The 25,315-nt window shown below is 67.4% G+C and carries 27 protein-coding genes, 1 tRNA gene and 1 pseudogene; 14 read left to right on the top strand and 15 right to left on the bottom strand.

The window, feature by feature from the left end:
• The first annotated feature begins 73 nt into the window (after positions 1 to 73).
• Positions 74 to 748 carry a histidine phosphatase family protein gene (locus IPK27_02340; protein ID MBK8066492.1) on the top strand — a complete coding sequence of 225 codons (675 nt, stop codon included), beginning with the start codon at positions 74 to 76 and terminating at the stop codon, positions 746 to 748.
• Between the two features lie 12 nt (positions 749 to 760).
• On the opposite strand, the gene IPK27_02335 is transcribed toward IPK27_02340, so the two are convergent.
• Both IPK27_02335 and IPK27_02330 read right to left on the bottom strand, forming a co-directional pair.
• Positions 761 to 1,192 (bottom strand): DUF3592 domain-containing protein, encoded by a 432-nt coding sequence (locus IPK27_02335; GenBank protein MBK8066491.1) that lies wholly within the window; start codon positions 1,190 to 1,192, stop codon positions 761 to 763.
• A 145-nt stretch (positions 1,193 to 1,337) separates the two neighbouring features.
• Positions 1,338 to 1,646 (bottom strand): hypothetical protein, encoded by a 309-nt coding sequence (locus tag IPK27_02330; protein ID MBK8066490.1) that lies wholly within the window; start codon positions 1,644 to 1,646, stop codon positions 1,338 to 1,340.
• Between the two features lie 224 nt (positions 1,647 to 1,870).
• Between IPK27_02330 and IPK27_02325 the strand changes: the two genes are divergently transcribed.
• A complete protein-coding gene (locus tag IPK27_02325; protein ID MBK8066489.1) occupies positions 1,871 to 3,124 on the top strand; it encodes an FAD-dependent oxidoreductase in 1,254 nt (417 codons plus the stop codon).
• 15 nt (positions 3,125 to 3,139) lie between these two features.
• Positions 3,140 to 3,955, top strand: a complete 816-nt coding sequence (gene hutG, locus IPK27_02320; GenBank protein MBK8066488.1) for an N-formylglutamate deformylase — start codon at positions 3,140 to 3,142, stop codon at positions 3,953 to 3,955.
• Positions 3,956 to 4,106: 151 nt separating this feature from the next.
• On the opposite strand, the gene IPK27_02315 is transcribed toward hutG, so the two are convergent.
• The 3 genes from IPK27_02315 to IPK27_02305 form a co-directional block, all read right to left on the bottom strand.
• Positions 4,107 to 5,000 carry an EamA family transporter gene (locus IPK27_02315; protein ID MBK8066487.1) on the bottom strand — a complete coding sequence of 298 codons (894 nt, stop codon included), beginning with the start codon at positions 4,998 to 5,000 and terminating at the stop codon, positions 4,107 to 4,109.
• Between the two features lie 79 nt (positions 5,001 to 5,079).
• The gene (locus tag IPK27_02310) at positions 5,080 to 6,144 is read right to left on the bottom strand and encodes a GGDEF domain-containing protein (protein ID MBK8066486.1); all 1,065 of its coding nucleotides are present in this window, start codon (positions 6,142 to 6,144) and stop codon (positions 5,080 to 5,082) included.
• A gap of 133 nt (positions 6,145 to 6,277) precedes the next feature.
• Positions 6,278 to 7,114, bottom strand: a complete 837-nt coding sequence (locus tag IPK27_02305) for a hypothetical protein (protein ID MBK8066485.1) — start codon at positions 7,112 to 7,114, stop codon at positions 6,278 to 6,280.
• Positions 7,115 to 7,246: 132 nt separating this feature from the next.
• On the opposite strand from IPK27_02305, the gene IPK27_02300 reads away from it, so the two are divergent.
• A complete protein-coding gene (locus IPK27_02300; protein ID MBK8066484.1) occupies positions 7,247 to 8,146 on the top strand; it encodes an endonuclease/exonuclease/phosphatase family protein in 900 nt (299 codons plus the stop codon).
• A gap of 76 nt (positions 8,147 to 8,222) precedes the next feature.
• On the opposite strand, the gene IPK27_02295 is transcribed toward IPK27_02300, so the two are convergent.
• The 7 genes from IPK27_02295 to IPK27_02265 all read right to left on the bottom strand — a co-directional run bounded on the left by IPK27_02295 (position 8,223) and on the right by IPK27_02265 (position 13,282).
• Positions 8,223 to 8,299 (bottom strand) — tRNA-Pro (locus IPK27_02295).
• A 285-nt stretch (positions 8,300 to 8,584) separates the two neighbouring features.
• Positions 8,585 to 9,556, bottom strand: coding sequence for a hypothetical protein (locus IPK27_02290; GenBank protein ID MBK8066483.1), 972 nt, complete (start codon positions 9,554 to 9,556; stop codon positions 8,585 to 8,587).
• Positions 9,553 to 10,410, bottom strand: a complete 858-nt coding sequence (locus IPK27_02285) for an ABC transporter ATP-binding protein (GenBank protein ID MBK8066482.1) — start codon at positions 10,408 to 10,410, stop codon at positions 9,553 to 9,555. Before IPK27_02285 ends, IPK27_02290 begins: the two co-directional genes overlap by 4 nt.
• The gene (locus tag IPK27_02280) at positions 10,407 to 10,763 is read right to left on the bottom strand and encodes a GntR family transcriptional regulator (GenBank protein MBK8066481.1); all 357 of its coding nucleotides are present in this window, start codon (positions 10,761 to 10,763) and stop codon (positions 10,407 to 10,409) included. Before IPK27_02280 ends, IPK27_02285 begins: the two co-directional genes overlap by 4 nt.
• Positions 10,764 to 10,765: 2 nt before the next feature.
• The gene (locus IPK27_02275) at positions 10,766 to 11,089 is read right to left on the bottom strand and encodes a hypothetical protein (GenBank protein ID MBK8066480.1); all 324 of its coding nucleotides are present in this window, start codon (positions 11,087 to 11,089) and stop codon (positions 10,766 to 10,768) included.
• A 658-nt stretch (positions 11,090 to 11,747) separates the two neighbouring features.
• Positions 11,748 to 12,197, bottom strand: coding sequence for a cytochrome c (locus IPK27_02270; protein ID MBK8066479.1), 450 nt, complete (start codon positions 12,195 to 12,197; stop codon positions 11,748 to 11,750).
• Positions 12,198 to 12,259: 62 nt separating this feature from the next.
• A complete protein-coding gene (locus tag IPK27_02265; protein ID MBK8066478.1) occupies positions 12,260 to 13,282 on the bottom strand; it encodes a polyprenyl synthetase family protein in 1,023 nt (340 codons plus the stop codon).
• A 127-nt stretch (positions 13,283 to 13,409) separates the two neighbouring features.
• On the opposite strand from IPK27_02265, the gene ssb reads away from it, so the two are divergent.
• Positions 13,410 to 13,919: a single-stranded DNA-binding protein gene (gene ssb / locus IPK27_02260; protein MBK8066477.1), complete on the top strand. Its 510-nt coding sequence runs from the start codon at positions 13,410 to 13,412 to the stop codon at positions 13,917 to 13,919.
• Between the two features lie 85 nt (positions 13,920 to 14,004).
• Here ssb and IPK27_02255 read toward each other — a convergent pair whose 3' ends face one another.
• Both IPK27_02255 and IPK27_02250 read right to left on the bottom strand, forming a co-directional pair.
• Positions 14,005 to 14,802 (bottom strand): SDR family NAD(P)-dependent oxidoreductase, encoded by a 798-nt coding sequence (locus IPK27_02255; GenBank protein ID MBK8066476.1) that lies wholly within the window; start codon positions 14,800 to 14,802, stop codon positions 14,005 to 14,007.
• A gap of 59 nt (positions 14,803 to 14,861) precedes the next feature.
• Positions 14,862 to 15,170: a winged helix-turn-helix transcriptional regulator gene (locus IPK27_02250; GenBank protein ID MBK8066475.1), complete on the bottom strand. Its 309-nt coding sequence runs from the start codon at positions 15,168 to 15,170 to the stop codon at positions 14,862 to 14,864.
• Positions 15,171 to 15,430: 260 nt separating this feature from the next.
• Here IPK27_02250 and IPK27_02245 point away from each other — a divergent pair, with 260 nt between their 5' ends.
• The 9 genes and pseudogenes from IPK27_02245 to IPK27_02205 all read left to right on the top strand — a co-directional run bounded on the left by IPK27_02245 (position 15,431) and on the right by IPK27_02205 (position 24,812).
• A complete protein-coding gene (locus IPK27_02245; protein MBK8066474.1) occupies positions 15,431 to 16,483 on the top strand; it encodes a bifunctional nicotinamide-nucleotide adenylyltransferase/Nudix hydroxylase in 1,053 nt (350 codons plus the stop codon).
• 54 nt (positions 16,484 to 16,537) lie between these two features.
• Entirely contained in the window at positions 16,538 to 17,962 is a 1,425-nt protein-coding gene (locus IPK27_02240; GenBank protein ID MBK8066473.1) for a nicotinate phosphoribosyltransferase, read from the top strand.
• A 382-nt stretch (positions 17,963 to 18,344) separates the two neighbouring features.
• Positions 18,345 to 19,408 (top strand): annotated as a pseudogene (rfbB, locus tag IPK27_02235) (dTDP-glucose 4,6-dehydratase).
• A gap of 1 nt (position 19,409) precedes the next feature.
• A complete protein-coding gene (gene rfbA, locus IPK27_02230; protein MBK8066472.1) occupies positions 19,410 to 20,294 on the top strand; it encodes a glucose-1-phosphate thymidylyltransferase RfbA in 885 nt (294 codons plus the stop codon).
• On the top strand, positions 20,291 to 20,842 hold the full coding sequence (gene rfbC, locus IPK27_02225; protein ID MBK8066471.1) for a dTDP-4-dehydrorhamnose 3,5-epimerase: 552 nt from the start codon (positions 20,291 to 20,293) through the stop codon (positions 20,840 to 20,842). Before rfbA ends, rfbC begins: the two co-directional genes overlap by 4 nt.
• Before the next feature lie 3 nt (positions 20,843 to 20,845).
• The gene (gene rfbD, locus IPK27_02220) at positions 20,846 to 21,808 is read left to right on the top strand and encodes a dTDP-4-dehydrorhamnose reductase (GenBank protein ID MBK8066470.1); all 963 of its coding nucleotides are present in this window, start codon (positions 20,846 to 20,848) and stop codon (positions 21,806 to 21,808) included.
• Positions 21,802 to 23,214 (top strand): mannose-1-phosphate guanylyltransferase/mannose-6-phosphate isomerase, encoded by a 1,413-nt coding sequence (locus tag IPK27_02215; protein MBK8066469.1) that lies wholly within the window; start codon positions 21,802 to 21,804, stop codon positions 23,212 to 23,214. The genes rfbD and IPK27_02215 overlap by 7 nt, the downstream gene beginning before the upstream one ends.
• Before the next feature lie 572 nt (positions 23,215 to 23,786).
• Positions 23,787 to 24,461: a response regulator transcription factor gene (locus IPK27_02210; GenBank protein MBK8066468.1), complete on the top strand. Its 675-nt coding sequence runs from the start codon at positions 23,787 to 23,789 to the stop codon at positions 24,459 to 24,461.
• Positions 24,462 to 24,503: 42 nt separating this feature from the next.
• Positions 24,504 to 24,812, top strand: a complete 309-nt coding sequence (locus IPK27_02205) for an Hpt domain-containing protein (protein ID MBK8066467.1) — start codon at positions 24,504 to 24,506, stop codon at positions 24,810 to 24,812.
• A gap of 171 nt (positions 24,813 to 24,983) precedes the next feature.
• Here the strand turns inward: IPK27_02205 and IPK27_02200 are convergent.
• The coding region (locus tag IPK27_02200; protein ID MBK8066466.1) for a peptidase C13 at positions 24,984 to 25,315 on the bottom strand (332 nt) is incomplete at its 5' end.

The raw sequence follows: 25,315 nt of genomic DNA, 5'->3' as shown, positions 1-25,315 counted from the left end.
GCCTGCCCGGCTTGCGCACCACCGACTGCCGCGCGCAGATTCACGGCTTCTGAATCCTGCCGGGAACCCTGTGATGCGCATCCTCCTGCTGCTGGCGTCGATGTTGCCCTGTCTGCCGGTGATGGCCGGCGAACCTGCGCCGCGAACCATTGTCGTGGTGCGCCATGGCCACTACCTGCCGGATCCCTCGGCGGACGCGAAACTGGGGCCGGGGCTGAGTGTGCTCGGAACGGCGCAAGCGCGGCTGGCGGGCGCGCGCCTGGCGGGATTGCCGGGTGGATTCGACCGCGTGCTGGTCAGTCCGATGACGCGCGCGCAGCAGACGGCGAAGGTGATCGTCGACGACCTCGAGGGCGCGCCGCTGACCACGGTGGACGACCTGGCCGAATGCACCCCGCCGACGCGGCGCACGGAAATCACTGCCGAGATGAAACCAGAGGACCTGGCGGCCTGCGCCAAGCAGCTCGACCGGCTTTACGCGGCCTATTTCAAGCCGGCCGAGGGCGAGCCGCAGCAGGATCTGATGGTCTGCCACGGCAATGTCACGCGCTACCTGGTCACCCGCGCGCTCGGCGTGGACACCGAGGCCTGGCTGGAGATGTCTTTCGGCCACGTCAGCATGACCACCTTCCGTATCGAAGCCGACGGCAGCATGAAGCTGATTGCCGCTGGCGACGTCGGCCACGTGCCGCCGAACCTGCGCACCGGCGCCACCGGCGATCCGGAGCGCAGCCTCGCAATCCCCTGAGCCGCGCGCGGCTCAGCCGCTGTGCGCCATCGCGGCCGCTGCGACCAGGCAGCCCAGGCCGAAGACCCATAGCAGCAGGTGCACCCAGAGCGGCAGCGGCATGCCCAGGGTCGAGTTGGACGGGTCGGTCGGATCGACGAACACCCAGGCGCGGCCGCCGCGAGGGAATCGATGGACGATGGCTCGTGCCCAGCGGCGCCCGGCACCGACGGTGAACCCATCGGGAAACAGCGCGTCGCCCGCGTGCGTTTGGCCATCGATGGTGTAGCGATAGTGGATCCGCGGTTCCGGGCCGTCGTCGCAGTCCACTACGGCGGAATGCTCGATGACCGCCTCTGCCAAGCGCCAGCCCGGTACCCGCATGCTCAGCGACCACTGGCGAATGGCGATCCAAAGGAACAGCAACCCGCTGAAGCAGAAGACGAAAACCTGCAGCGTCAACATGGCCTGCTCTCCATCCTCGCTGCGGTATCAAACGCGCGACGGCGCCGCTGCGCACATCAGTGCGCGGCGTGATGCCAGGCCGCAGCGAAATTCAAGGAGGCGAGGACAACGGCGGCGGCCCTGGGGATGGCCGCCGCCGTGGTGGTCAGACGACGCGACGCAGCCGCGGTGCTTCGACGCTGGGGAGGTCGTCGAAGGGGTTGGGTGCGTCGCTGCAGACCCGCGCGTGCAGGTCTTCGAGCGAGTTGGCAAAACTCGTGAGGCGCTCGGTCGCCCGCTCGGCGAGGAACTGGGGAATTTCCCCGCCGGCGAGCAATTGACCGAGCAACGCCCGGTGGCCTTCGTTGAAGCTGGGGTCTTCGAACAGATCGGCCAGGGCGCAGATGACGGCTGCCAGCGGACCCGAGTTCGGGGAGCGCAGGGCAAATGCAAGTTCTTGGGGAGTCGAACGCATGGCCGTCGTTGCCTATCCGAGTCCCGTGGGGAGGCGGGACTCGTGATGGGGTATGCATTTTCGGTGCCAACTCCATCACAAAAGCGGGTTGTGGGTTGTGGGTTCTGGGTTGTGGGCGGCACAGCTGGCGTCCCTGCACTCTCGGCGGCTGCTCTTGCCTTTGCTGCCCACAACTCACAACCCACAACCCACAACCCACAACCCTCTTCGCCTAAACTGCCCCCATGACCCAACGTAGCGAAGTCCTGATCCTCGGCGCGGGCGTGATTGGCCTGTCGTGCGCGTACTTTCTGGCCAAGGCGGGTCGGGATGTGACCATCCTGGACCAGTCGTACGTCGGCTCGGGCGCCTCCTGGGGCAACTGCGGCACGATCACCCCCAGCCACGCGCCGCCGCTGGCCAAGCCGGGCATGGTGCGTCAGGCATTGACGTGGATGGTCCAGGGTGACGCGCCTTTCTACATCCGTCCGCGCTTCGACCCGGTGCTCTGGCGCTGGTTGTGGCAGTTTGCGCGGCGTTGCAATTGGGCGGATTTCGAACTGGCGCTGGCCGGAAAGGCGCGCCTGCTGCTGCAGTCGCGACGGCTGCTGGCCGAGTTGATCCGCTCCGAAGGCATCGCATGCGAGTTCCAGGAGCGCGGCCACCTGACCGTGTTCCGCGATCCGGCCGCGCTCGCCGCCTTCGAATGGTGGCCGCGCGCCCTGCGTTCCGTTGGTATGCAGGTGGTCGATCTCGACGGTGCAGCGTTGCGCGCTCGGGAGCCCTGCCTGCGCGCCGAAGTGATCGGCGGCTTCGATACGCCGATGGACGCCGAGTTCAAGCCGGATGCCTATGTGGCCGGGCTGGCGAACCGGGTCGATGAGATGGGCGTGACGATCCGACCGGAATCGGGCGTGCAGGGCATGCGGTGCGAGAACGGACGGATCGTGTCGGTGGCGACCGCGAGCGGCGAGTACGCGGGAGACCAGGTGATCATGGCGCTCGGCGCGTGGAGCCCGCTGGTGGCGCGCCAGCTCGGGCTGAGGCTGCCGGTCCAGCCTGGCAAGGGCTATTCGATCACCGGCCCGCGGCCGCGCAATGCGCCCGGCGTGCCGATTGTCTGCCGCGAGCGCAGCGTGGCGATCACGCCCTGGCAGGCGAGCTATCGGGTCGGCAGCACGATGGAATTCTCGGGCTACGACACGCGGCTCGACCGCACGCGGCTGGATGCGCTGTTGCGCGGCGCGGCCGAGTACGTCGATGTCGAGCCCTTCGGCACGGCGACGGTGGAGGAATGGTGCGGCTGGCGCCCGATGACCTTCGACGACCTGCCGATCATCGGCGCCGCGCCGGGCATCGCGAACCTGATGCTGGCCACCGGCCACGGCATGCTCGGCATGAGCATGTCGGCGGCGACCGGGTTGCTGGTTGCCGATCTGCTCACCGGACGCAAGCCGGAGATCGACCCGGCGCCCTACGCGCCCACCCGATTCCACTGACCGCAGGCCGAATCGATGCAAGACACCTGGTGGTTACCCTGGCAGCCCGGCGAGCACTTCCGCTACTGGCCCGGCCGCATCCCGCTGCTGGTCAGCCTGCCGCACGATGGCAGCGAGATCCCGGACGATCTGTCGCCGCGGATGACGCCCGCCGCGCAACGCTCGCCGGACAGCGACTGGCAGGTTTCGCGCCTTTACGACTTCGCCCGGGAGATGGGCACGCACCTCCTGCGCCCACGCTGGTCGCGCTATGTGGTCGATTTGAACCGACCGCCCGATGGCGCTGCGTTGTATCCAGGCCGGCGCGAGACCGGATTGTGCCCGAGCGTGATGTTCAGCGGCGATCCGGTCTACCTCGAAGGCGAAGAGCCGGATGCCGCCGCCATCGCGGCGCGCGTCGAACGCTACTGGCGGCCCTACCACGGCCGACTCGCCGCGACCCTGGCGCAGCTCCGCGCCGAACATGGCCACGCCCTGCTCTGGGAAGGCCATTCGATCCGCAGCCATTGCCCGATGTTCTTCGATGGCCGCCTCCCGGACTACAACCTCGGCACCGCCGAAGGCGCGAGCTGCACCCCGGCGGTGCGCGCAGTGCTGGCGGACGGCCTGCAGCGTGCCGGCGTGTCGCATATCGTCGACGGCCGCTTCAAGGGCGGCTACATCACCCGCCATTATGGCCAGCCGGGGCAGGGCATCAGCGCCGTGCAGATGGAAATGGCCCAGGCCTGCTACCTCGACGAAACCGATCCCGAGCGCTTCGATCCCACCCTGGCCGCGCCGGCGCAGGCCGTGCTGCGCGGCCTTCTGCAGGCTGCCGTCGCCGCGCTGTAGTTGCGGCGGGTTTGACCCGGACGAGTCACGCGAAGGGCCCAAACTTCAATGCCGCAGAATGTAGCCCGTTGTGGCAAGCGCAGCGCTCTGGGTGTCTGCGGTAGCCACCCGGGGAACGCGCTGGCGCGCGTACCCCGGGCTACGCATGCCTTCACGCCGCCCGAGGCTCCCGCCGCCGCAGCCATGGATGGACGATGACGGCGAGCAGCACGATGGCCACGCCGAGGTAGAACTGCGGCGACAGCTCGCGCTGCTCGCCGAGCAGCGGGATGGCCAGCAGGATGGCGTAGACCGGCTCGAGGTTGATCGCCAGCTGCGCGCTGTAGGCGGAGAGCTGGCGCAGGGCGACCAGCGACAGCGCGAAGGGAAGCAGGGTGCAGGCGAGCGCGAGGAGCAGCAGCAGGCCGGTGTCCTTGGGTGAAGGCAACGGCAGCGGGTCGCCGAGCGCGGGCACGGCCAGGCCCACGGCCAGCAGGAACAGCGCGCCGGCGCCGAGTTCCAGCGCGGTCACCGTCAGCGGATCCGAATGCTCGATGTAGCGCTTGTTGAGCGCACCGAAGATGGCCACCAGGAAGGCCGACAGCGCGCCGACCGCCACACCCAGGCGCATGCCGTCGGGCACGCCGCCGACCACCAGCGCCACGCCAGGCACCACCGCAATGCCGAGCGCGAGTTCGCGCGGCTCGAAGCGCTTGCCGGTCACCAGCGGCTCGACCACCGCGAGGAACACCGGTGCGAGCGCGATGCAGGTCGCCGCCACCGAGGCGTTGGCGAGCTTGATCGAGCCGTAGAAGGTCAGCCAGTGCAGCGCGACGACGACGCCGATGCCGGCGTAGATCGCCAGCGTCCGCCGCGGCAGGCGCGAGAGTCCGCGCCAGACCCGCGGTACCAGCGCCAGCACCGCGGTGACCAGCAACATGCGCCAGACCACCAGCGCCAGCGCCGGCAACGAGATCAGCTTGCCGAGGATCGCGGTGAAGCCCCACAGAAGGACGCAGAAATGGATCTGCAGTTGGGCGCGGGTGGTGTGGCTGGCGCTGGACAAGATCGTGATCGCCGCTTGCGGGCGGCCTGCGGCGAAGGGGCGCAGAGCATATCCCCCGGGCCCTGAATGCGCAGGCGGTTCAGGCGTCGATCTGGAACACCTGGTAGCCGTCGCCGCCCTGGCCCTTGATCTCGTACAGAGCGGAATCTGCGTCCGAATACCAGTGCGCCCACTGGTCGGCGTCGTCGCAATGGGTGGCGCCGACGCTGATCGTGACGGTGAGGCTCGACAGCGGCTCCGCGAAACGCAGCGCGCGCACTGCCATCACCAGCTGACGCGCGCGCGCCACCAGTTCATCCGTCTCACGCACCTGCAGCAGCAGCGCGAACTCGTCGCCGCCCAGGCGGCAGGGCAGGTCGCAGGGCGCAGCTGCATTGACCACTTCGCGCGCGACGGCGCGCAGCACGGTGTCGCCGGCGAGGTGGCCGAAACCGTCGTTGGCCTGCTTGAAGCGGTCGAGGTCGATCACCAGCAGCCCGAGCAGCGTGTCCGGCATGCGCCGGTCGTCGAGCGCATCGAGGAAGGCGTAAAGCCCCCGGCGATTGCAGATGCCGGTCAGCTCGTCGGTCTGGTTCAGGCGCTCGGCGGTGTCCAGTTGGGTCTGGGTCTGGCGCAGCGATTCGAGGGTTACCAGCAGGTCCTCGTTGCGCCGCTTCAGCCCCTGGATCAGTTGCTGCTCGCTGGCCACCAGGTAGGCGAAGGAGCGGCGCATGAACTGCGCGAGCAGGCGAGGCTCACGCTCAAGCACAGTCTCGAACTCGCTGGACTCGATGACATGCAAGGTGGCAGCAGTCAGCGCGGTGGCGCTGGCCACCCGGGCATGGTTGCCGATGAACAGGGCGAGTTCGCCGAAGAACTCGCGCGGGCCGATCAGCTTGTCGGGCATGCTGTCGCCAAACTCGAGCTGGATCTGCCCGGACTCGACGATGAACATGCTGCGGCCCTGTTCGCCGCGGCGAAATATGCGTGTGCCTGCGTCCAGTTCGCGACGGGCGCCGGTGTGCCGGAACAGCTCGAACTCGGCATCCGACAGCTCCCGCGGCAACATCGGCGTTCGCACGCGCTGGCTGCTTCGTTCGGCCAGTTCGGCCGCCGTCAGGGTCGGCGGCCGCGGGCGCATGGGGTCGCGTAGAAGGGCTGACATGCTCTCATCTTGTCGAATCTGGTCGGTGCAGGGGCCTGCGGTGCGCGGAGCAACCGGGCCATAGAATGAGATCCCGACTGAAGGCGCTTTCTCCCATCTCCGCCGCCATGTTCCAGCTTTTCGGTGCAATCCTTCACGATTCTCCTGCGGCCGGGTGGCCCCGGCCAGCCAGCAGCGCGAGCGTGGCCCGCCAGATGGCCCAGAGCAGCAGGGTCGGCACGATCAGGGTCTGCAGCAGGAACACCACGATCAGCTCGACCACATGCTCGGTCACGCGCGTGGCTGCTTCGCGCAGCGCGTCCAGGCGGGCGCTGATGTCTACAGCTTCGCGCGCATCCGCCCACCAGCGCTGCACCCGCTCGGCGACGGTCGCTGGCGGCGGCTGTGGCGGCGCGGCAAGTTCCGCGAGCTCGCTGCTGCCCAGTTCCAGGGCCTGCTGACTCTGCTCGTAACGCTCCGCCAGGAACCAGCGGAAGGCTGCGTCGCTGCCGAGCGCCGCCAGCGGGACCGCGAAGCGCACCAGCAACAGCAGCAGCACGGCACGTCCGACCCACCCGACGGGCTGTCCGGGCAGCCAGGGTCGCCGCGCCAGCCACAGCAGCAGTGCCAGCGTCAGCAGCGCCGACAGGGCCCAGTGTCCGCCGATCGCCAGCAGTGCGCCCTGCACACCGAAGGACACGCTGGCAGTGAGCATCAGGGTGGAGAACTGCTCGATCAGATCGTTCACCGGATCCAGCACCTGGCCCGGGGCGAAGGTGACGCCTACCCCCGCGGGTTCCACCGCCACCTCGGTGCCCTGGGCCACCGAAATCACCCCGTTCAGCGCGCGCGCTGCGGCAAAGGTGGCCAGCGCGCGCTTCAGCCCCGCGGTTGCCTGCTCTCCGGCCAGGCGATCCAGCGGCCCGGCCCAAGCGAGCACCAGTACGGCAACTGCCAACAAGGGATACAACCATGCGCGGGCGGTTCTCATCGGGTCATCATAAGGACGAAACGGACAGGGCGCGCAATGCGGACATCCGGAGCCCTCATCGATGGCGATCATGCGCTGTATCCGGCTACGCGCACGCTGGCCCGCCTGTCGCTGTAGCCGGCCGCCGCCGCCTTGCTGGGGTATGCCGGGGACCATCACTGGCTGCTCGACCTGTGCGCCCATTTCCGCTGGCAATACCTGCTGGCGATGGCCGTGGGGCTGGTCGCGGCGCTGCTGGTGCGCAAGCGCGGCATCGTCCTGCTTCTGGCGATCGTCTCCCTGGCGAACGGCTGGTCTCTGATGGCGGCCACCGGCCCGGCGCCGCGCATCCTGGCTCCGGTCGCGCGGGCTGCGGGCATGGCGCACGGCTGGAAACTGCTGGTGGTGAATGTCCACCTCGATATCCAGGACCTGGGGCCGCTGCTGGACCTGATCGAGCGCGAGTCGCCGGACGCGGTCGGCATCATCGAACTCACGCCGCATGCGGCTGAAAGCCTGGAGGTGCTTGCGCGGCGCTACCCGGTGAGCCGCATCGAGCCGCGAAACGATCCCTTCGGCATCGGCCTGTGGTCCCGCCTGCCGGCCTCGCAGGTGGACCTGGTCGAGATGCCGCCGCTGGGCTTCCCGGCGCTGCAACTGCACTGGGCCACGCCGGAGCCCGGCAGCCTGTGGCTGGTGCACCCGTTCCCGCCGATCAGCGCCGAAGCCACCGCCTGGCGCGATGCGCAACTGCGCTACACGGCGGGTCTGATCCGCGGTGACGAGGATGCGGTGCTGGCCGGCGATCTGAATGCCACGCCCTGGTCGTCCGCCTACCGCCAGTTGCGCCACGAGGCGGCGCTGGCCGACAGCAACGCCGCCGGCTGGCCTTGGCCCACCTGGTTCGGTCCAGGGCTGGTGTCGACGATCCTCGCGGTGCCGATCGACCACGTGCTGCACGGTAGCGCCTGGCGCACGCAGACCCACCGCATCGGGCCCGACATCGGCTCCGACCATCGGCCGCTGATCGTGGAACTGGTGCGAGTGCGCTGATGGCAGACACAAAAACGCCCCGGCTGGCGGGGCGTCTTGTTGCTGCAATTCGGGCTTGCGCCCTGGCTGCTCGAATTGGTCGGGGTGAGAGGATTCGAACCTCCGACTTCTACCTCCCGAAAGTAGCGCTCTACCAGGCTGAGCTACACCCCGATGGGATCCCGCATCAGCGGGAGCCGCGCACTATAGCGAAGTGGCGTTTGGGTTTGCAAGAGAGTGGCGATTGCGCTCGTGCCAGAGATTTTGTCGTGGGTTGTCGGTTGCTGGTTGTCGGTTGTTGGCAGCCAGCGCAGGCGGCCGGGAGACCTGTGGGAGCAGCTTCAGCTGCGATCCTTTCCGGCGGCCGCTGGAAAGATTGCCGACAGAGCCAGTTCCCGCCGGTGTCGCGTTGTGCAAGCTTCGCTGCCGACAACCAACAACCAACAACCCAGCCCCACCTCAGCTGGTCGACTCATCCCGGTAGCGCCGCAGCCAGACCGCGCCAGCGAGGAAGGCCACGCCGATGCCCACCCCGATCCACAAGTCGGCCGTGCCCAGGCGGCCCATCACGTCGCCGAAGTTGGCGGCGAAGCGGGTGCCGGCGTATCCGGACTGCACCGAGCCCTCGCCCAAGTTGGCGCTGAAGGTGATTGGTGCGGTGCCGGCGGCCAGGCGGCGCAGGATGAACTCCCAGATCACTTTGCTGATCGAGAACTTCGTGGTGAAGCCGATGAAGGACTCCATGATCGCGAAGATCACCGGCGGCAGCACCGCCCACAGGAAGGGTTTGCCGCGGGCGAAGCTGCCGGCGAGCATCAGCCAGCCGTAGAGCGGCAGCAGGTACAAGGCTTGCACGCCCTGGATCGCAATCAGCTGGCCCCACACCGGGAAGGGGTTGGTGTGTGCCCAGATCAGCTTCCAGGCGCTCGCGCCCTTGAGCATCACCATCAGGCCGGCAACCAGCAGCAGCACGATCTGCGACAGCGCCATCGCCGCCAGCATGAAGGCCGGCGCCACCGCTACCGCGAAAACCAGCTTCGACAGCACCGTTTCCAGGTCGGACACCGGCATCGACTTCCAGAACAGCACGCTGCGGTCGCGGCGGTCGTCGTACAGGCAGCCGATGCAGAAGAAGAACAGCACGACGAACATCACCGACTGCCACATCAGCGCCGTGCCCCAGAGGAAGGCGTCCACGCCCAGGCGCAGCTTGTCCGGCGGTACTTGTGTTTCGGCCAGGAGCAGCGCGCCCTCGGCCATCGCGTCGGCGCCTTCGATCTTGAGCTGCCAGAAGAAGGCGCTGCCGGCGCCCAGCAGCAGAAACACCAGGAGCACGCCGCCGACGATCAGCGGGGTCCAGACGAAGCCGCCCTTGTGCTCCCAGATTTCGCGCTGGATCAGGGTGGCAAAAGTCCTTGCGACATTGGTCATTGCACACCTCCACCCATCACTGCCACGAACAGATCGGCCACGCCGACCTGATGCACCTCGCCCAGTTCCTGGGCGCGCTCGCGAGGAAGTCCGTCGTACAGGAAGGCGCTCTTGCCGAGCATCTTGCGTTCCGCGATCGGGTTCAGCATGCGCGCGGTCTCGGCCTTGTCGCCGCCGACCAGTACCTGGATATAGCGCTCGGCCACATCGTCCATCGTCGCCGACAGCGCGATGCGGCCGTCCTTGATGAACAAGAGGTCGGTCAGGATGTGCTCGATCTCTTCCACCTGGTGGGTAGTCACCAGGATCGTGCGGGTCTCGTCGAAGTAGTCGTTCAACAGTTGCTCGTAGAAGCGGCGGCGATACAGGATGTCGAGGCCCAGGGTGGGCTCGTCGAGGATCAGCAGGCGTGCGTCGATGGCCATCACCAGCGCCAGGTGCAGCTGCGCGATCATGCCCTTGGACAGCTCGCGCACGCGGCTCTTCGGCTTGATCTGGGTGGCGGACAGGAAGCGCTCGCACTTGGCGCGGTCGAAGCGCGGATGCACGCCTTCGACATAGGTGATCGCATCGCTGACGCGGATCCAGCGCGGCAGGATTGCGACGTCGGCAATGAAGCAGACCTCCTGCATCAGCTGGTGCCGCTGCGAAAAGGGGTCGAGGCCCAGCACGGACAGCCGCCCGTCATAGGACGTCAGGCCGAGGATCGCCTTCAGGGCGGTGGTCTTGCCGGCGCCATTCGGGCCGATCAGGCCGACGATGCGGCCGGTCTCGACGCGGAAGTCGCAGTGGTCCAGCGCCATCTTGTCCTTGTAGCGCTTGGTCAGTCCGGTGGATTCGATCACCGCGTTCATGCATCCCCCATGGTGAGCAGCTTGTTCAGGTCCAGGTTCAGTCGCGCCAGGCGCGCTTTCAGCGGCGGCCATTCCTCGCGCAGGAAACGCTGTCGCTCCAGTTCCAGCAGGCGGTCGCGCGCTTGCTCGCGGACGAACAGGCCAAGGCCCCGGCGTTTCTCCAGCAGATCCTCGTCGACCAGGTCCTGGTAGGCCTTGGACACGGTCAGCGGGTTGATCTGGTAGTCCACCGCGACCTGGCGTACCGACGGCACCGCCTCGCCTTCCTTGAGATCCCCGTCAAGGATCATCGCCACCACGCGGTCGCGCAGCTGGCGATAGATCGGAACCGAGTCGTTCCAGGACTGGACCATGTTCACTGCTCCGCCGCGGCACTGCCGAAGGAGAAGAACGGCATCTCCAGTTCGCTGGCGGCTGCGCCGGCGGCCTTCGCGGCATTGTCCAGGGCGCGCTCGGCGCGCGAGGGCTGGTCGGCTGCGGCCAGCGTGTGCTCGTCGGCGCCAATCGCGAGGTCGCTCCACAGCACCGCTTCGGCGACCGCGCGCGCGCCGTCGGCGACATTGGTGGAGGCGGTTCCGGTTTCGGCGGCGACCGGCGCACGGCGCTCGGCGGCGACCGTGGCCACGCACAGCGCGATCGTCAGCGCCAGAATGACATCGGTCCAGGTACGGCTTCGCATGGCTCTCTCCTGCGTATCCAGCGTGATGCGCTGGTGTTGTAGTCAACTATAACACCACTTGACCAACACGCAAGCAGGACAGAAGTCATGGGGGAGCGGGGAAACGTGAAAGGTGAAACGTCAAGGTGAGCGGGGAACAGCGGCGCAGGGGGCAGGGGGATTGCCTTGGGGCATGCGTCTGGTTCGCGGCGGATCGCGAACTTCACCCCGCTTCGCGCGTTATCGATTCCGCAAGCTGGGCCCCTTGCCCCTTGCCGCTTGCCCCGCCATTTCCGCGGCACGCGTCTGGTTCGCGGCGGATCGCAACCGATACCCCGATTCGCGCGTAATCGATACCGCAAGCTGGATCCCGTGCCCCCTTCCCCTTGCCCCGCCTTTTCTCGGGCCTGGGGGCAGGACGGCTGCCTCGCGGCACGCGTCTGGTTGGCGGCGGATCGCGAACTTCACCCGCTTCGCGCGTTATCGATACCGCAAGCTGGATCCCGTGCCCCCTTCCCCTTGCCCCGCCTTTTCTCGGGCCTGGGGGCAGGACGGCTGCCTTGTGGCACGCGTCTGGTTGGCGGCGGATCGCGAACTTCACCCCGCTTCGCGCGTTATCGATACCGCAAGCTGGGTCCCGTGCCCCCTTCCCCTTGCCCCGCCTTTTCTGACCCGAGGGTCACTCGGCCTTGTAACTGTCGTGGCAGGCTTTGCAGGTGCCGCCGACCTTCGCGAACTGCTCGCGCATCGCGGCTTCGTCGCCGCCCTTGGCGATGCTCGCCAGCGCGGCGGACTCGCGCTCGAAGTCCTTCATCTTTGCGCTGAAATCGGCAAAGTTCTTCCAGATTTCGGGCTTGGCGTCGGTGGGCGCGCCCTCGCCGGAGCCTTCCGCAAAGCCTTCCAGCAACTGCGGGGCGACCGCGGCGACGCGCTCGGCGCGGCGTGCGAACTCTGCGGCATCGAAGGGGATGCGGCCGCGCACCATCGAATTCAGCGGCATCCAGTTCCACAGCAGCACGGTGTACTGCGCCTTGCGGTAGCGGATCACATCCTCCGGCTTGGCCTGCGCTTGGGCGGCGCCGGCAACGGTCAGCAGGGCGAGGGACAAGGACAGGGCGGCAAGGCGCATCGGCGGCTCCGGAGATGAGAACGGATCGCGATTCTAGCCGGTGCGAGCCCGGCTGCAGCACCTCAACTGAGACGCATCACCGCGTAATCGGCCAGGTCGTGCAGCGCATCGCGATGGGTCGATGCCGGCAATGAGGCGAGTTCGCGCTGCGCCTCGCTCACGTATTCGCGCGCGCGCTCGATGCTTTCGTCGAGGGCATCGGTCTCGCGGATCGCCGCGATCACCGTGGGCAGCGCCTCGCGGTCTCCGCCCTGAATCGCTGCGCGGATCACCTCGACCTGCTGCGGGCTGCCGCGGCGTTGGGCCACGATCAGCGGCAGGGTGGGCTTGCCTTCGGCGAGGTCGTCGCCCAGGTGCTTGCCGATACGCGCGGCATCGCCGATGTAGTCGAGCACGTCGTCGGCGATCTGGAAGGCGATGCCGAGCGCCATGCCGTAGCGGTGCAGCGCGTCCTGCTGGGTCTCGTCGAGGCCCGCCGCCAGGCCGCCCAGGCGGCAGGCGGCGGCGAACAGGATCGCCGTCTTGCGCCGGATCACGTCGAAATAGCGCGCTTCGGAAAGGTTCGGGTCGCCCATGTGCAGCAGTTGCAGCACCTCACCTTCGGCAATCGCATTGGTGGTGTCGGCGAGCACCCGCATCACGGTCATGCGGTCCAGGCCGACCATCATCTGGAACGAGCGCGAGTAGAGGAAATCGCCGACCAGCACGCTGGCGGCGTTGCCGAACAGGGCGTTGGCGGTCTTGCGGCCGCGGCGCAGATCGGATTCGTCGACCACATCGTCGTGGAGCAGGGTGGCGGTATGGATGAATTCGACCATCGCAGCCAGCGCGGCGCCGCGATGGTCGTCGCCTGCCGGTCCGGTGCGGGCGCAAAGCACCACCAGCAGCGGCCGCAGGCGCTTGCCGCCGGCACCGATGATGTGTTCGCCGATCTGGTTGATCAGGACCACGTCCGAGCGCAGTTCCGCGCGGATCAGCGCGTCCACCCGCCCCATGTCGGCGGCGGTCAGTTGCTGGATGGCGGCGAAGCGCTGCGCGGCGTCGGCGGCCGGATCGGTTGCCGGGGAAGTGGCCAGAAGGTTCATCTGCGGGAGTATAGCCATCCGCAGATCGGAGTTTTCCTACAACCGGTGGCCCGCTTTCCTGACGCGGCCGCGGCCGGGCGGCTAGTATCGTCACCCTTACCGCAATCAGCAGCACAGGCAGGGAAGCATCATGGCAAGAGGCGTCAACAAGGTCATCCTGGTCGGCAACCTGGGTGCCGATCCCGAAACCCGCTACACCGCCAACGGCGGCGCGATCTGCACCATCAAGGTGGCCACCAGCGAGAGCTGGAAGGACAAGCAGACCGGCGAGATGCAGGAACGCACCGAGTGGCATCGCGTCAAGTTCTTCGGTCGCCTGGCGGAAATCGCCGGCGAGTACCTGAAGAAGGGTCGCCAGGTGTACGTCGAGGGCAGCATCCGCACCGACAAGTACACCGACAAGGAAGGCGTCGAGCGCTACGCCACCGACATCATCGCCAACGAGATGCAACTCCTCGGCAGCGGCGGTCGCGATGGCGAGGGCGGTGGCGGTGGTGGCGGAATGGGCGGTGGCAGCCGCGGCCCGTCCGATCGCCCGCAGCGCAGTGGCCCGCCGTCCGGTGGCGGCAGCCGCCCGGCCCCGGCGCGCAACGAAGCGCCGCCGCCAGACGACTTCGAGGACGACATCCCGTTTTGAGTCGCGGGCACCGGCAGAACTTGGGCAAGCCGCGTTGCCGCGCGGCTTGCGCCGGTCCGACGCACGGCGATTTGGCCAAGGGCCGTCAGCGACGACGCGACCAATAGGCGACCAGCGCCGTCACCACGCGGCGCGGGGTGAACCGCACCGACTGCGCCATGGCCCAGTTCATGACGCCGTGGATCGCCAGGCGGCGGCCGCGGAAGGTCGCCCGGGCGCCGAAGGCCGCGACCGCGGCCGCTGTGGGCAAACGCCTGCCCTTCACCAGGGCCGAATCGCGCATGTCGGCGCGCTCCTGGAAGCCGGACGCCGTCGGTCCGGGGCAGAGCGCCGTTACCGTGATGCCGGAACCCGCGAGTTCCTCGGCGAGGGCTTCGCTCCAGCTGAGCAGGAAGGCCTTGGTGGCGTAGTACACGGCCATGGTTGGCCCGGGCTGGAAGGCCGCGGTCGATGCCACATTGAGCACGTGCCCGCGGGTGGCGCGGAGCCTGGGCAGCAGCCGGCGCGTGAGCACCACCGGTGCCTCCATGTTGAGCCGCATCATGCGCAGGGTGTCGTCGAGGTCGCTCTCGCTGAAGTCGCCGTAGAGGCCGTAACCGGCGTTGTTGACGACCGCCGCCAGTGGCCGATCCTCCGCGAGGACGTGGGCCGCGACGCGCGCCGCCCCCGCCGCATCGGCAAGGTCCTCGGGCAAGACGTCGATACGCACGCCGTAGCTTGCCCGCAGAGTTTCGGCGACCGCGTCGAGCGCACGCCGACTGCGTGCGGTGAGCACCAGGTCATGGCCGCGCCGGGCGTATTCAGCAGCGAGTTCGGCGCCGATGCCGCCGGAGGCACCCGTGACAAGGACCAGGGAAGGAATGGATCGAGCAGGGCTATTCATGGCAATGGTTTAAACGGATCGACCAATGAAGCGGGACCAAGCCCGCGGGTGGGTGGGTCTCAGCCGAGGCAGTCCCGCTCGGCCAGCGCGACCAGGTTGCGGAGTTCGCCGAGGGCGACCTCCAGTTGCAGCGCGTAGAAGTTCTCGCGCGAGACGCGCTCGCGACGGACGATCCCGGTCTGCAGCAGCACCTTGAGGTGGTGCGAAACCGCGGGCCGGGACAGCGGAAGGGCGTCGGTGATGCGCGTGACGTTGAGCGCCCCATGTTCCGCCAGCAGCAGCACGATGGCCTGGCGGTGCGGGTCGCCGAGCGCCGCGAATATCGGCGCGCAGCGGTGGAAAGCGTCGAGGGAAGGCGAATCGCTCATCAATACGTCCAAGCGTTTAGACGCATGATGATCTCGCTTCGAATCCCTGGCAAGCGTGTCGCCAACAACGGTTCAGCTCGCGTCGGGCCGCAACTGCGCCTGCCAGTGCCGCGAAGGGCTACGGACGCCGACCGTGGAAGGAGAAATCTGAAGCCCAGCTGTAGGCGCCACGCGCGGCGCTTGACGCGCGCCGGCATCGGCGTAATTTGGTGTCCACTCGCGGACAGACCGCGAGCCGCCAACTACCGTGAGGGAGCCTCATGGACTTCGATTATCTGGTCTTCATCGGCCGTTTCGAGCCTTTCCACAACGGCCACGCCGCCGTTGCCCGCCTGGCGCTGCAGCGAGCACTCAAGGTCATCGTGCTGGTCGGTTCCGCCGACACGCCACGCACCATCCGCAACCCGTGGACCGTCGCCGAGCGCGCAGTGATGATCCAGTCGGCTTTTCCGGACGACACCCGGCGCCTGCTGATCCGCGGCCTGCGCGATCACCTCTACAACGAGGCGCAGTGGATCGCCAGCGTGCAGCGGCTGGTGGGTGAGGCGATCGAAGCCGATCCCGAGCGCCCGGCGCAACCGCGCATCGGCCTGATCGGCAAGGACAAGGACGCGTCCAGCTACTACCTGCGCGAGTTCCCGCAGTGGCCGCTGGTGGACGTCAAGCACACCGAAACGCTGTCCGCCACCGAGTTGCGGCGCTATCTGTTCGACGCCAACCACGTGAACTCGCACGGCGGGCTGATGCTGATCCGCGCCGCCGTGCCCGGGCCGGTGTACGAGATGCTGGACGCCTTCCGGCGCGCCTCGCCGGCGTTCAACCAGCTGGTAGCCGAGTACCAGTTCATCGAGCAGTACCGTGCCGCGTGGGCACACGCGCCGTACCCGCCGACCTTCGTCACCACCGACGCCGTCGTGGTGCACTCGGGCCATGTGCTGCTGGTGCGCCGGCGCGCCGAGCCGGGCAAGGGGCTGTGGGCATTGCCAGGTGGTTTCGTCGACCAGCAGGAGACCGTGCTCGACTCCTGCCTGCGCGAACTGCGCGAAGAGACCCGCCTGAAGCTGCCGCTGCCGGTGCTCAAGGGTTCGTTGAAGCAGAGCCGGGTGTTCGACCACCCCGAGCGCAGCCTGCGCGGGCGCACCATCACGCACGCCTTCCACTTCGAATTCCCCAGCGGCGAGCTGCCCGCCGTGCGCGGCGGCGACGACGCCGACAAGGCGCGCTGGATCGCGCTGGGCGAGGCCCTGGAGATGGGCCCGCAACTGTTCGAAGACCATTTGTCCATCATCGAATACTTCGTCGGCCGCGGCTGACGAATCCCTCCGGCGGAGAGACCGCCGGACCACCGACGCGAAGGAGCTTCCGTCATGCAATGCCTCAACAACCTGCTGCTGAATACCGACAGCTACAAGGCCAGCCACTGGCTGCAGTACCCGCCGGGCACCGATGCCACGTTTTTCTACGTCGAGTCCCGCGGCGGCGTGTACGACCGCACGCTGTTCTTCGGCCTGCAGGCGATCCTCAAGGAATACCTCGGCAAGCCGGTCAGCCATGCCGACGTCGATGAGGCGCGCGAGTTCTTCGCCGCGCACGGCGAGCCCTTCAACGAGTCCGGTTGGCGCTACGTGGTCGATGCCCACGCCGGCCGCCTGCCGCTGCGCATCCGCGCGGTGCCCGAGGGCAGCGTGGTGCCGACCCACCAGGCGCTGGTGACCATCGAGTCCACCGATCCGGCGGCCTTCTGGGTGCCCTCGTACATCGAGACCCTGCTGCTGCGGCTGTGGTACCCGGTCACGGTGGCCACGATCAGCTGGCACGCGCGGCAGACCATCCGCCAGTTCCTTGAGCGCACCAGCGACGATCCGGAAGGCCAGTTGCCGTTCAAGCTGCACGATTTCGGCGCGCGCGGGGTCTCCAGCGCGGAATCGGCGGCGCTCGGCGGTGCGGCGCACCTGGTCAATTTCATGGGCACCGACACCATCTCCGGGGTACTCGCGGCGCGCGCGCATTACGGCGAGGCCATGGCCGGCTTTTCGATCCCCGCTGCCGAGCACAGCACGATCACTTCCTGGGGCCGCGAGCACGAAGCCGACGCCTACCGCAACATGCTGCGGCAGTTCGCCAAGCCGGGCGCGATCGTCGCGGTGGTCTCCGACAGCTACGACATCTTCCATGCGATCCGCGAGCACTGGGGCCGCACGCTGCGCGAGGAGGTGATCCGCTCCGGCGCGACGGTGGTGATCCGTCCGGACTCGGGCGACCCGGTCGCGGTGGTCCACCAGTGCCTGGAACTGCTCGACGAAGCCTTCGGCCACAGCCTCAACCGCAAGGGCTACCGGGTGCTCAACCACGTGCGCGTGATCCAGGGCGACGGTATCAACCCGACCAGCATCCGCGCGATCCTCGAGCGGGTGACCAGCGCCGGCTACGCCACCGACAACCTGGCCTTCGGCATGGGCGGCGCGCTGCTGCAGCAGCTCAACCGCGACACCCAGAAGTTCGCGCTCAAGTGCTCTGCGGCGCGCATCGACGGGCACTGGATCGACGTCTACAAGGACCCCGTCACCGACAAGGGCAAGCAGAGCAAGCGCGGGCGCATGACCCTGGCCCACCACCCGCAATCCGGCGCCTGGCGCACGCTGACACTCCCGGCTGCTGCCGCTTCGCTGGCGGAAATGCCCTATCCCGAGGGCTATTCGGACGCGCTGCAGACCGTCTGGGAGGACGGACGCCTGGTGGTCGACCAGCGCTTCAGCGAGATCCGCGCGCGAGCGGCTGCGGCGCGGCTGTGAGTGCTGCGAGGTTTTGATGGGAAAAGATCTTGTGTCCGCAAAGGACGCAAAGGACGCAAAGGGAAGCGAGGCAAAGGGAAGCAAAGGGCAAGAGGGAGGTCATCGGCGCCGGAAGGGCCGGTAGGTCAGGGGCGGCAGCTTGCTGGCGATCCGCGCCATGAAGATGCTCTCCAGCTTTTCTTTGCGTCCTTTGCGTCCTTTGCGGACCAATGATCAGCTTCTCTGGATCGAGAGGCCTGCGCGCTCAGCGAGGCCCGCGAGCGGCGCATGTCGGGCCAACCGCGCTATCCTCGCGAACTTTGCGCACGGGCCAGGGTCGGAGCGACCATGGCGCGGGTCTGCGGACCGCTCGCCGTGCCCTTCCCCAAGCGACAGGTCAACCATGCAGAAAACCTGGCTGGTCACCGGCGGTGCCGGTTTCATCGGCGCCAATTTCGTGCTGGCCACGCTTGCGCGCGGCGGCGTGCGCATCGTCAACCTGGATGCGCTGACCTACGCCGGCAACCAGGAATCGCTGGCGGAGGTCGCGGGCAATCCTGACCACGTGTTCGTGCGTGGCGACATCGGCGATCGCGAAGTGGTCGCGCGCCTGCTCGCCGAGCACCAGCCCTGCGCGATCGTCAATTTCGCGGCCGAGAGCCACGTCGACCGCTCGATCGAAGGCCCGGCTGCCTTCGTGCAGACCAATGTGGTCGGCACGCTCGGGCTGCTGCAGAGCGCGTTGGACTACTGGCGCACGCTCGACGCCGCGGCGAAGGCGGATTTCCGCTTCCTGCACGTGTCCACCGACGAGGTCTACGGCTCGCTCGGGCCGGAGGGCAAGTTCAGCGAGACCACCCCGTATGCGCCGAACTCGCCGTACTCGGCGAGCAAGGCGGCTTCGGACCACCTGGTGCGCGCCTGGCATCACACCTACGGCCTGCCGGTGCTGACCACCAACTGCTCGAACAACTACGGGCCGCTGGCAGTTCCCGGAAAAGCTGATCCCGCTGATGATCCAGAAGGCGCTGACCGGGCAGCCTTTGCCGGTCTACGGCGATGGTCGCAATGTGCGCGACTGGCTCTACGTGGGCGACCATTGCGCCGCGATCCGCGCGGTGCTCGAGGGCGGTCGTCCCAGCGAGGTCTACAATGTCGGCGGCGACGCCGAACGCGAGAACATCGAAGTGGTGCACCGGATCTGCGACCTGCTCGACGCGCGCCGGCCGCTGGCCGACGGGCGCAGCCGGCGCGAACTGATCACCTTCGTCGCCGACCGCCCGGGCCATGACCGCCGCTACGCGATCGACGCCAGCAAGCTGCAGCGCGAAACTGGGCTGGAAGCCGGCCGAGAGCTTCGAGAGCGGCATCGCACGCACCATCGACTGGTACCTCGCCAACCAGGACTGGTGCGCCCACATTCGCGACGGCAGCTATCGCGGTGAACGCCTGGGACTGGTGGCCTGAGATGAGCGCAACGACCGAACGCGTCGGCATCATCCTCGCCGGAGGCGCCGGCACCCGGCTGCACCCGCTGACCATCGCGGTCAGCAAGCAGCTGCTGCCGGTGTACGACAAGCCGATGATCTATTACCCACTGTCGGTGCTGATGCTGGCGGGGATTCGCAAGATCCTGGTCATCAACACGCCGCATGAGCAGGCCCTGTTCCAGCGCCTGCTGGGCGACGGCTCGCAGTGGGGCCTGTCCATCGAATACGCAGTGCAGCCGGAGCCGAACGGCCTGGCCGAGGCCTTCCTGATCGGCCGCCAGTTCATCGCCGGCAGGCCGTCCTGCCTGGTCCTGGGCGACAACATCTTCTACGGCCAGGGCCTGTCGCAGATGCTCGCGCGCGCCGACGCCAGGGTGCAGGGCGCCACCGTGTTCGGCTACTGGGTGCGTGATCCGGAGCGCTACGGCGTCGCCGAGTTCGGCGCGGATGGGCGGGTGCTGTCGATCGAGGAAAAACCGGCGCAGCCCAAGTCCAACTACGCAGTCACCGGTCTGTATTTCTACGACAGCCGCGCCTGCGACTACGCCGCCGCGCTCAAGCCCTCGCCGCGCGGCGAACTGGAAATCACCGATCTCAACCGTTGCTACCTGCACGATGGCAGCCTGCAGGTGGAGCGCATGGGCCGCGGTTATGCCTGGCTCGACACCGGTACCCACGATTCGCTGATCCAGGCCGGCAATTTCATCCAGACCATCGAGGAACGCCAGGGGCTGAAGATTGCCTGCCCCGAGGAGATCGCCTTCGAGCAGGGCTGGATCGACGGCGAGAAACTGCTCGCGCTGGCGGCGCCGCTGGCCAAGAGCGGCTACGGCGCGTACTTGCGCGGGCTGGTGAAAGCGTGAAGCTGGTCGAATCCAATCTGTCTGGTGTGGTCGTGATCGAGCCGGCGGTGCACGGCGACAGCCGCGGCTACTTCTTCGAGGCCTACAACCGCGCGCGCTTCGCCGCCGCCGGCCTGCCCACCGATTTTCCGCAGGCAAACACCTCGCGCTCGGCGCGCGGCGTGTTGCGCGGACTGCATCACCAGTGGCCGAAGCCCCAGGGCAAGCTGGTCTGGGTGGTTGAGGGCAGCGTGTATGACGTGGCGGTCGATGTGCGTCGCGGCTCACCCACATTCGGGCAGTGGTTCGGGGTGGAACTCTCCGCCGACAATCACCGCATGATCTACGTCCCGCCTGGTTGCCTGCACGGCTTCCAGGTGACCAGCGAATACGCCACCTTCTCCTATCTGGTCACCGAACTGTACGACCCCAGCTGCGACCGCTCGGTGGCCTGGAACGACCCGGACATTGGCGTGGAATGGCCCATCGCCGAGCCGCAGCTCTCGGCCAAGGACCGCAGTGCGCCGCGTCTGCGTGACGTGCCACCCGATCTCTTGCCGGGGAGCTGAACGATGCGGATCCTGATCCTCGGCGCCGCCGGGCAAGTGGGTTTTGAGCTGACGCGCACGCTTGCCGGCGTCGGCCAGGTGCTTACCGCAGACCGAGTGGCCGATCCAGCGCTGGGAGTCGCGCTGGCGATCGATATCGGCGACCCGCTTGGACTGGCCGAGCGGGTGATCGCGCTGGCGCCCGACGTCATCGTCAACGCGGCCGCCTATACCGCGGTCGACCAGGCAGAGGACGAACCGGAGCTGGCCGACCGCATCAACCACCTGGCGCTGGTCGCCCTGGGTCAGGCCGCCCGTCGCTGCAATGCGCTGGTGCTGCACTACTCCACCGACTATGTGTTCGATGGCCGAGGCACTGCGCCCTACCGCGAAGACCACGCCACCGCGCCGCGCAGCGTATATGGCCGCAGCAAGCTCGCCGGTGAGCAGGCGCTGGCGGCCTCCGGCTGCGCCTTCCTGCTGCTGCGTACCGCCTGGGTATACGCCGCGCGAGGCAAGAACTTCCTGCTGACGATGCTGCGGGTGGCAGCGCAACGCGACGAGCTGACCGTGGTCGACGACCAGGTCGGCTGCCCGACCACCGCGCGTTTCCTCGCCGACACCAGTGCCGTGCTGGTCCGCCGCTGGCTGGCCGCGGACCCGGTGCAGCGCGCGCAGATCGAGGGCATCTGCCACGTCGCGAGCGCCGGGCAGGTCAGCTGGTGCGGTTTCGCCCGCGACATCATCGCGCGTGCCCATGCACTCGGCCTGCTCGCTCGCGCCACGCCGGTGCGTGCGATCACCAGCGGCGAATACGCGGCGAAGGCACCGCGTCCGGCATACTCGGTGCTTGATACCGGGCGTCTGCGCACCCAGTTCCAGATCATCCCGCCCGACTGGACCGTCGGACTGCAGCACACGCTGCTGGAACTCTCCGAGGCGCGCAAATCGCTCGCTGGAGCCGGATTCGAGGTGCGCACATGCTGATTCCCGTGATTCTTTCCGGCGGCGCCGGCACCCGCCTTTGGCCGGTGTCGCGCAAGGCTTACCCCAAGCCCTTCATGCAGATGGGCGACGGCGAGTCGCTGCTGGTGAAGACCCTCAAGCGCGCGCAGGCGGTGGCGGTGGGCGAGGAGGTGATCACGGTCACCGCGCGCGACCATTTCTTCATCACCCGCGACGAGTACCGCGGCCTGCTGGCCGATCCGGACGCGCGCTTCCTGCTCGAACCCGTTGGTCGCAACACCGCGCCGGCGCTGGCGATGGCCGCGCTCGACATCGAGCATCGCCACGGCCCGGACGCGCAGATGCTGGTGCTACCGGCGGATCACCTGATCCGTGACCTCGAAGGCTACGCCCAGGCCGTGCGCCAGGCACGCGAACTGGCGGCGGATGGCTACCTGGTCACCTTCGGCATCGTGCCGAGCCGGCCTGAGACGGGCTTCGGCTACATCCGCGCCGGCGAGGCATTGACGCACGGCCGCAGCATCGAGGCCTTCGTCGAGAAGCCCGACGTCGACACCGCCGCTGCCTATGTGGCCAGCGGCGATTACCTGTGGAACTCCGGCATGTTCTGCTTCGCCGCCGGTGCGCTGCTGGAGAGCATGGCGCAGACCTGTCCGGCGCTGCTGGCCGCCGCGCGCGCGTGCTATGCCAGGGTCGACGCCGACGCGATGCCGATCGAGTTCGATCGCGACAGCTTCGCGGCGCTGCCGGACATCTCGGTGGACTACGCGGTGATGGAGAGAGCCACGCGCCGTGCGGTGGTTCCCGCCAGCTTCGACTGGAACGACATCGGCTCGTGGAAGGCGATCAGCGAACTCGATCCCGGCGACGCGGACGGCAACCGCACGCAGGGTCCGGCGGTGCTGGTCGACAGTCGCAATTGTTATGTGCAATCGAAAGGCCGCCTGGTGGCTGCGGTGGGCGTGGACGACCTGGTCATCGTCGACACCGGCGATGCCGTGCTGGTCAGCACCCGCAACAAGGCGCAGGCGGTCAAGCAGGTGGTCGACGAGTTGCGCTCGCAGCGCAATGAAGTGGCCAATGTGCATTCCACCGTGCACCGGCCCTGGGGCAGTTACTCCGTGATCGAGGATGCGCCCGACTGCAAGGTCAAGCGCCTGACCGTCAAGCCCGGGCAGGTGCTCTCGCTGCAGATGCATTATCGTCGCAGCGAGCACTGGACCGTGGTCTCCGGAACCGCCAAGGTGCGCGTCGGCGAGCGCGAATTCTTGCTCCGGCGCAACGAATCGATCCATATTCCGCTGCAGACCCTGCATCGGTTGGAAAACGACACCGATGAGGACCTGCACTTGATCGAAGTCCAGTGCGGCGACTATTTCGGCGAAGACGACATCGTTCGATACGAGGACCGCTACGGACGCGTGTAATTGTCGATCACAAGGTTTAAACCACCGGCTTTAGCCGGTCAGCTTTAGCTGCGAAGATCGCCGTGTGAGGAGGGCGCTGGATAGGGCCCCGGTGCCAGCCACTTTTGGGTACAAATTATTTGGCAGTTGATTGAGATACGGATAGTGAGGGGTGGTGAGCCAGGATCACGTGCACATTCTGGTGAGCGCGCCGCCGAATGGCGCCGAGCGAGATCAGCGGATCAAAGGAGACGCGAGCCAGTTTGAAGAATTTCCGCACTGAAGAAGCGTACTGGGGTCGGCACTTCTGGGCCGAGGGTTTTTGCGCGACGTGGGCAGATGACGGAAGAGATGATCAAGCAGTCGGAGCATCCTTACCAACCGGTGACTTCAAGATGGAGCCTGAGTAGGACGCGTCGTTCAGGCGACGCGTATCCGGACTTTCAGTCCGCAAGACAAACCCACCAGCTTCAGCTGGTGGTTGTTTAGTCGTTTGAACTAGCTTGGTGCCGTACCTGTTCGGATACAATTGCAACAATCGGCTACAGTCAGAAGCGCGCGAAGCGACGGGAGCTACCAGAATGCGTATCGATCTGCTCGAAGATGATCCGGACCAGGCTGAGATGATCAGCCATTGGCTGACCGAGGAAGGTCATGATGTGCGCTGGTACCGTTCCGGTGGCGACATGACCCGCGCGCTGCACCGGGATGTGCCGGATGTGCTGCTGCTTGACTGGGTGCTGCCCGAGTCCTCCGGCATGGATGTGCTGACCTGGGTGCGCCAGAGTTTCCTTGGACGCATCCCGGTGGTGTTCATCACCGCCCAGGATTCGGAAGAGCATGTGGTGGCCGCGTTGCAGGCCGGCGCCGACGACTACCTGGTCAAGCCGCCGCGCCGTCGCGAATTGCTCGCGCGCGTGCAGGCCGTCGGCCGGCGCGCCGGAGCCATCCAGCCCGCCGAAGTGCTGCAGGGCTGCGATCCTTACACGGTGGATGTTGGCCACCGCATGATCAGCCTGCGTGGCAAGCAGGTCGAGCTGACCAGCAAGGAATTCGACCTGGCGGCGTACATGTTCGCCAACGCCGGCCGCCTGGTGAAGCGTGGCGTGCTGCTCGAGCGCGTCTGGGGTCGCAGCCAGACCATCACCACCCGCACCGTGGACGCGCACATCAGCCGCATCCGCAAGAAGCTGGAGATCGACGACAGCAATGGCTGGCGCCTGATCTCGGTGTACCAGCATGGTTATCGACTCGAGCGCGCGGCCTGAGCAGCGCGGGGCTTCCTACAGTCAGGCCCGGGAGGGCAAGCGATGGCCAATGAAGTGATTCCCGAGGCACTGCGTCGCCGCTACATCGACAGCTTTCCGGCCAAGGCTGCAGCCATCGATGCCGCCTGCGAGGCGCTGGCAAGTGAAGGTGAGCCGCAGTTGCGCACGCTGCGCGACCTCGCGCACAAGCTGGCGGGCTCCGCCGGCATGTACGGATTCGACGATCTCGGGCAGTTGGCGCGCGAGCTGGTGCATGCGATCGATGCCGGCGCCGGCACCAGCGTGCTGGTCGGGTTGTCGCGCGATCTCACCGGCCGACTGGCGGGTGCGCGGGCTGCGCTCGAGATCTGAATGACTGCACCTGCCGGGTTGCGGGCAGGTCAGGCAGAAACGGGATCTGTGGGTGCGTAGGCCGTAGTGCCGCGCAGCACCTCTGCGGCTCTCTGCCGGTGAAGCGCTGCGCGCTACACCGGCCTAACCAGCAACGCCCGGTTTTGCGGGCCGGACCCTGCAGTGAGCAACTCACTCGCAGGGTTGCTGGGTTCCCGGGCCACAGGCGTGTGCGGCAGGCCTGGTGGCGGGTTGGAACACGACCTTCTTGGTTTCGGGTAGGCGCGCGCTCCAGTCGCGCAGTTTCTGCGCCATCAGCGCGCCGAGTGCCATCTGTGGCTCGGAAGGCTCGAAATCCTCTGCCTTTTCCATTTCTCCCACCCGCTCGCGCGCGAGTTCGAAGGCGCCGGTGAGCGAGGTAGTCTGGTTCAGCGCCTCGGTCAGGAATGCATGGCCGAAATAGGTGATGTCCGCTTCGGCGCCGCAGCCAAAGGACGGCCGGTCCGCCCGCGCGGCTGTGATCA

This window comes from Rhodanobacteraceae bacterium (assembly GCA_016713135.1).
Lineage (GTDB): Bacteria > Pseudomonadota > Gammaproteobacteria > Xanthomonadales > SZUA-5 > JADKFD01.
This window is presented reverse-complemented; position numbering and strand designations above follow the sequence as displayed.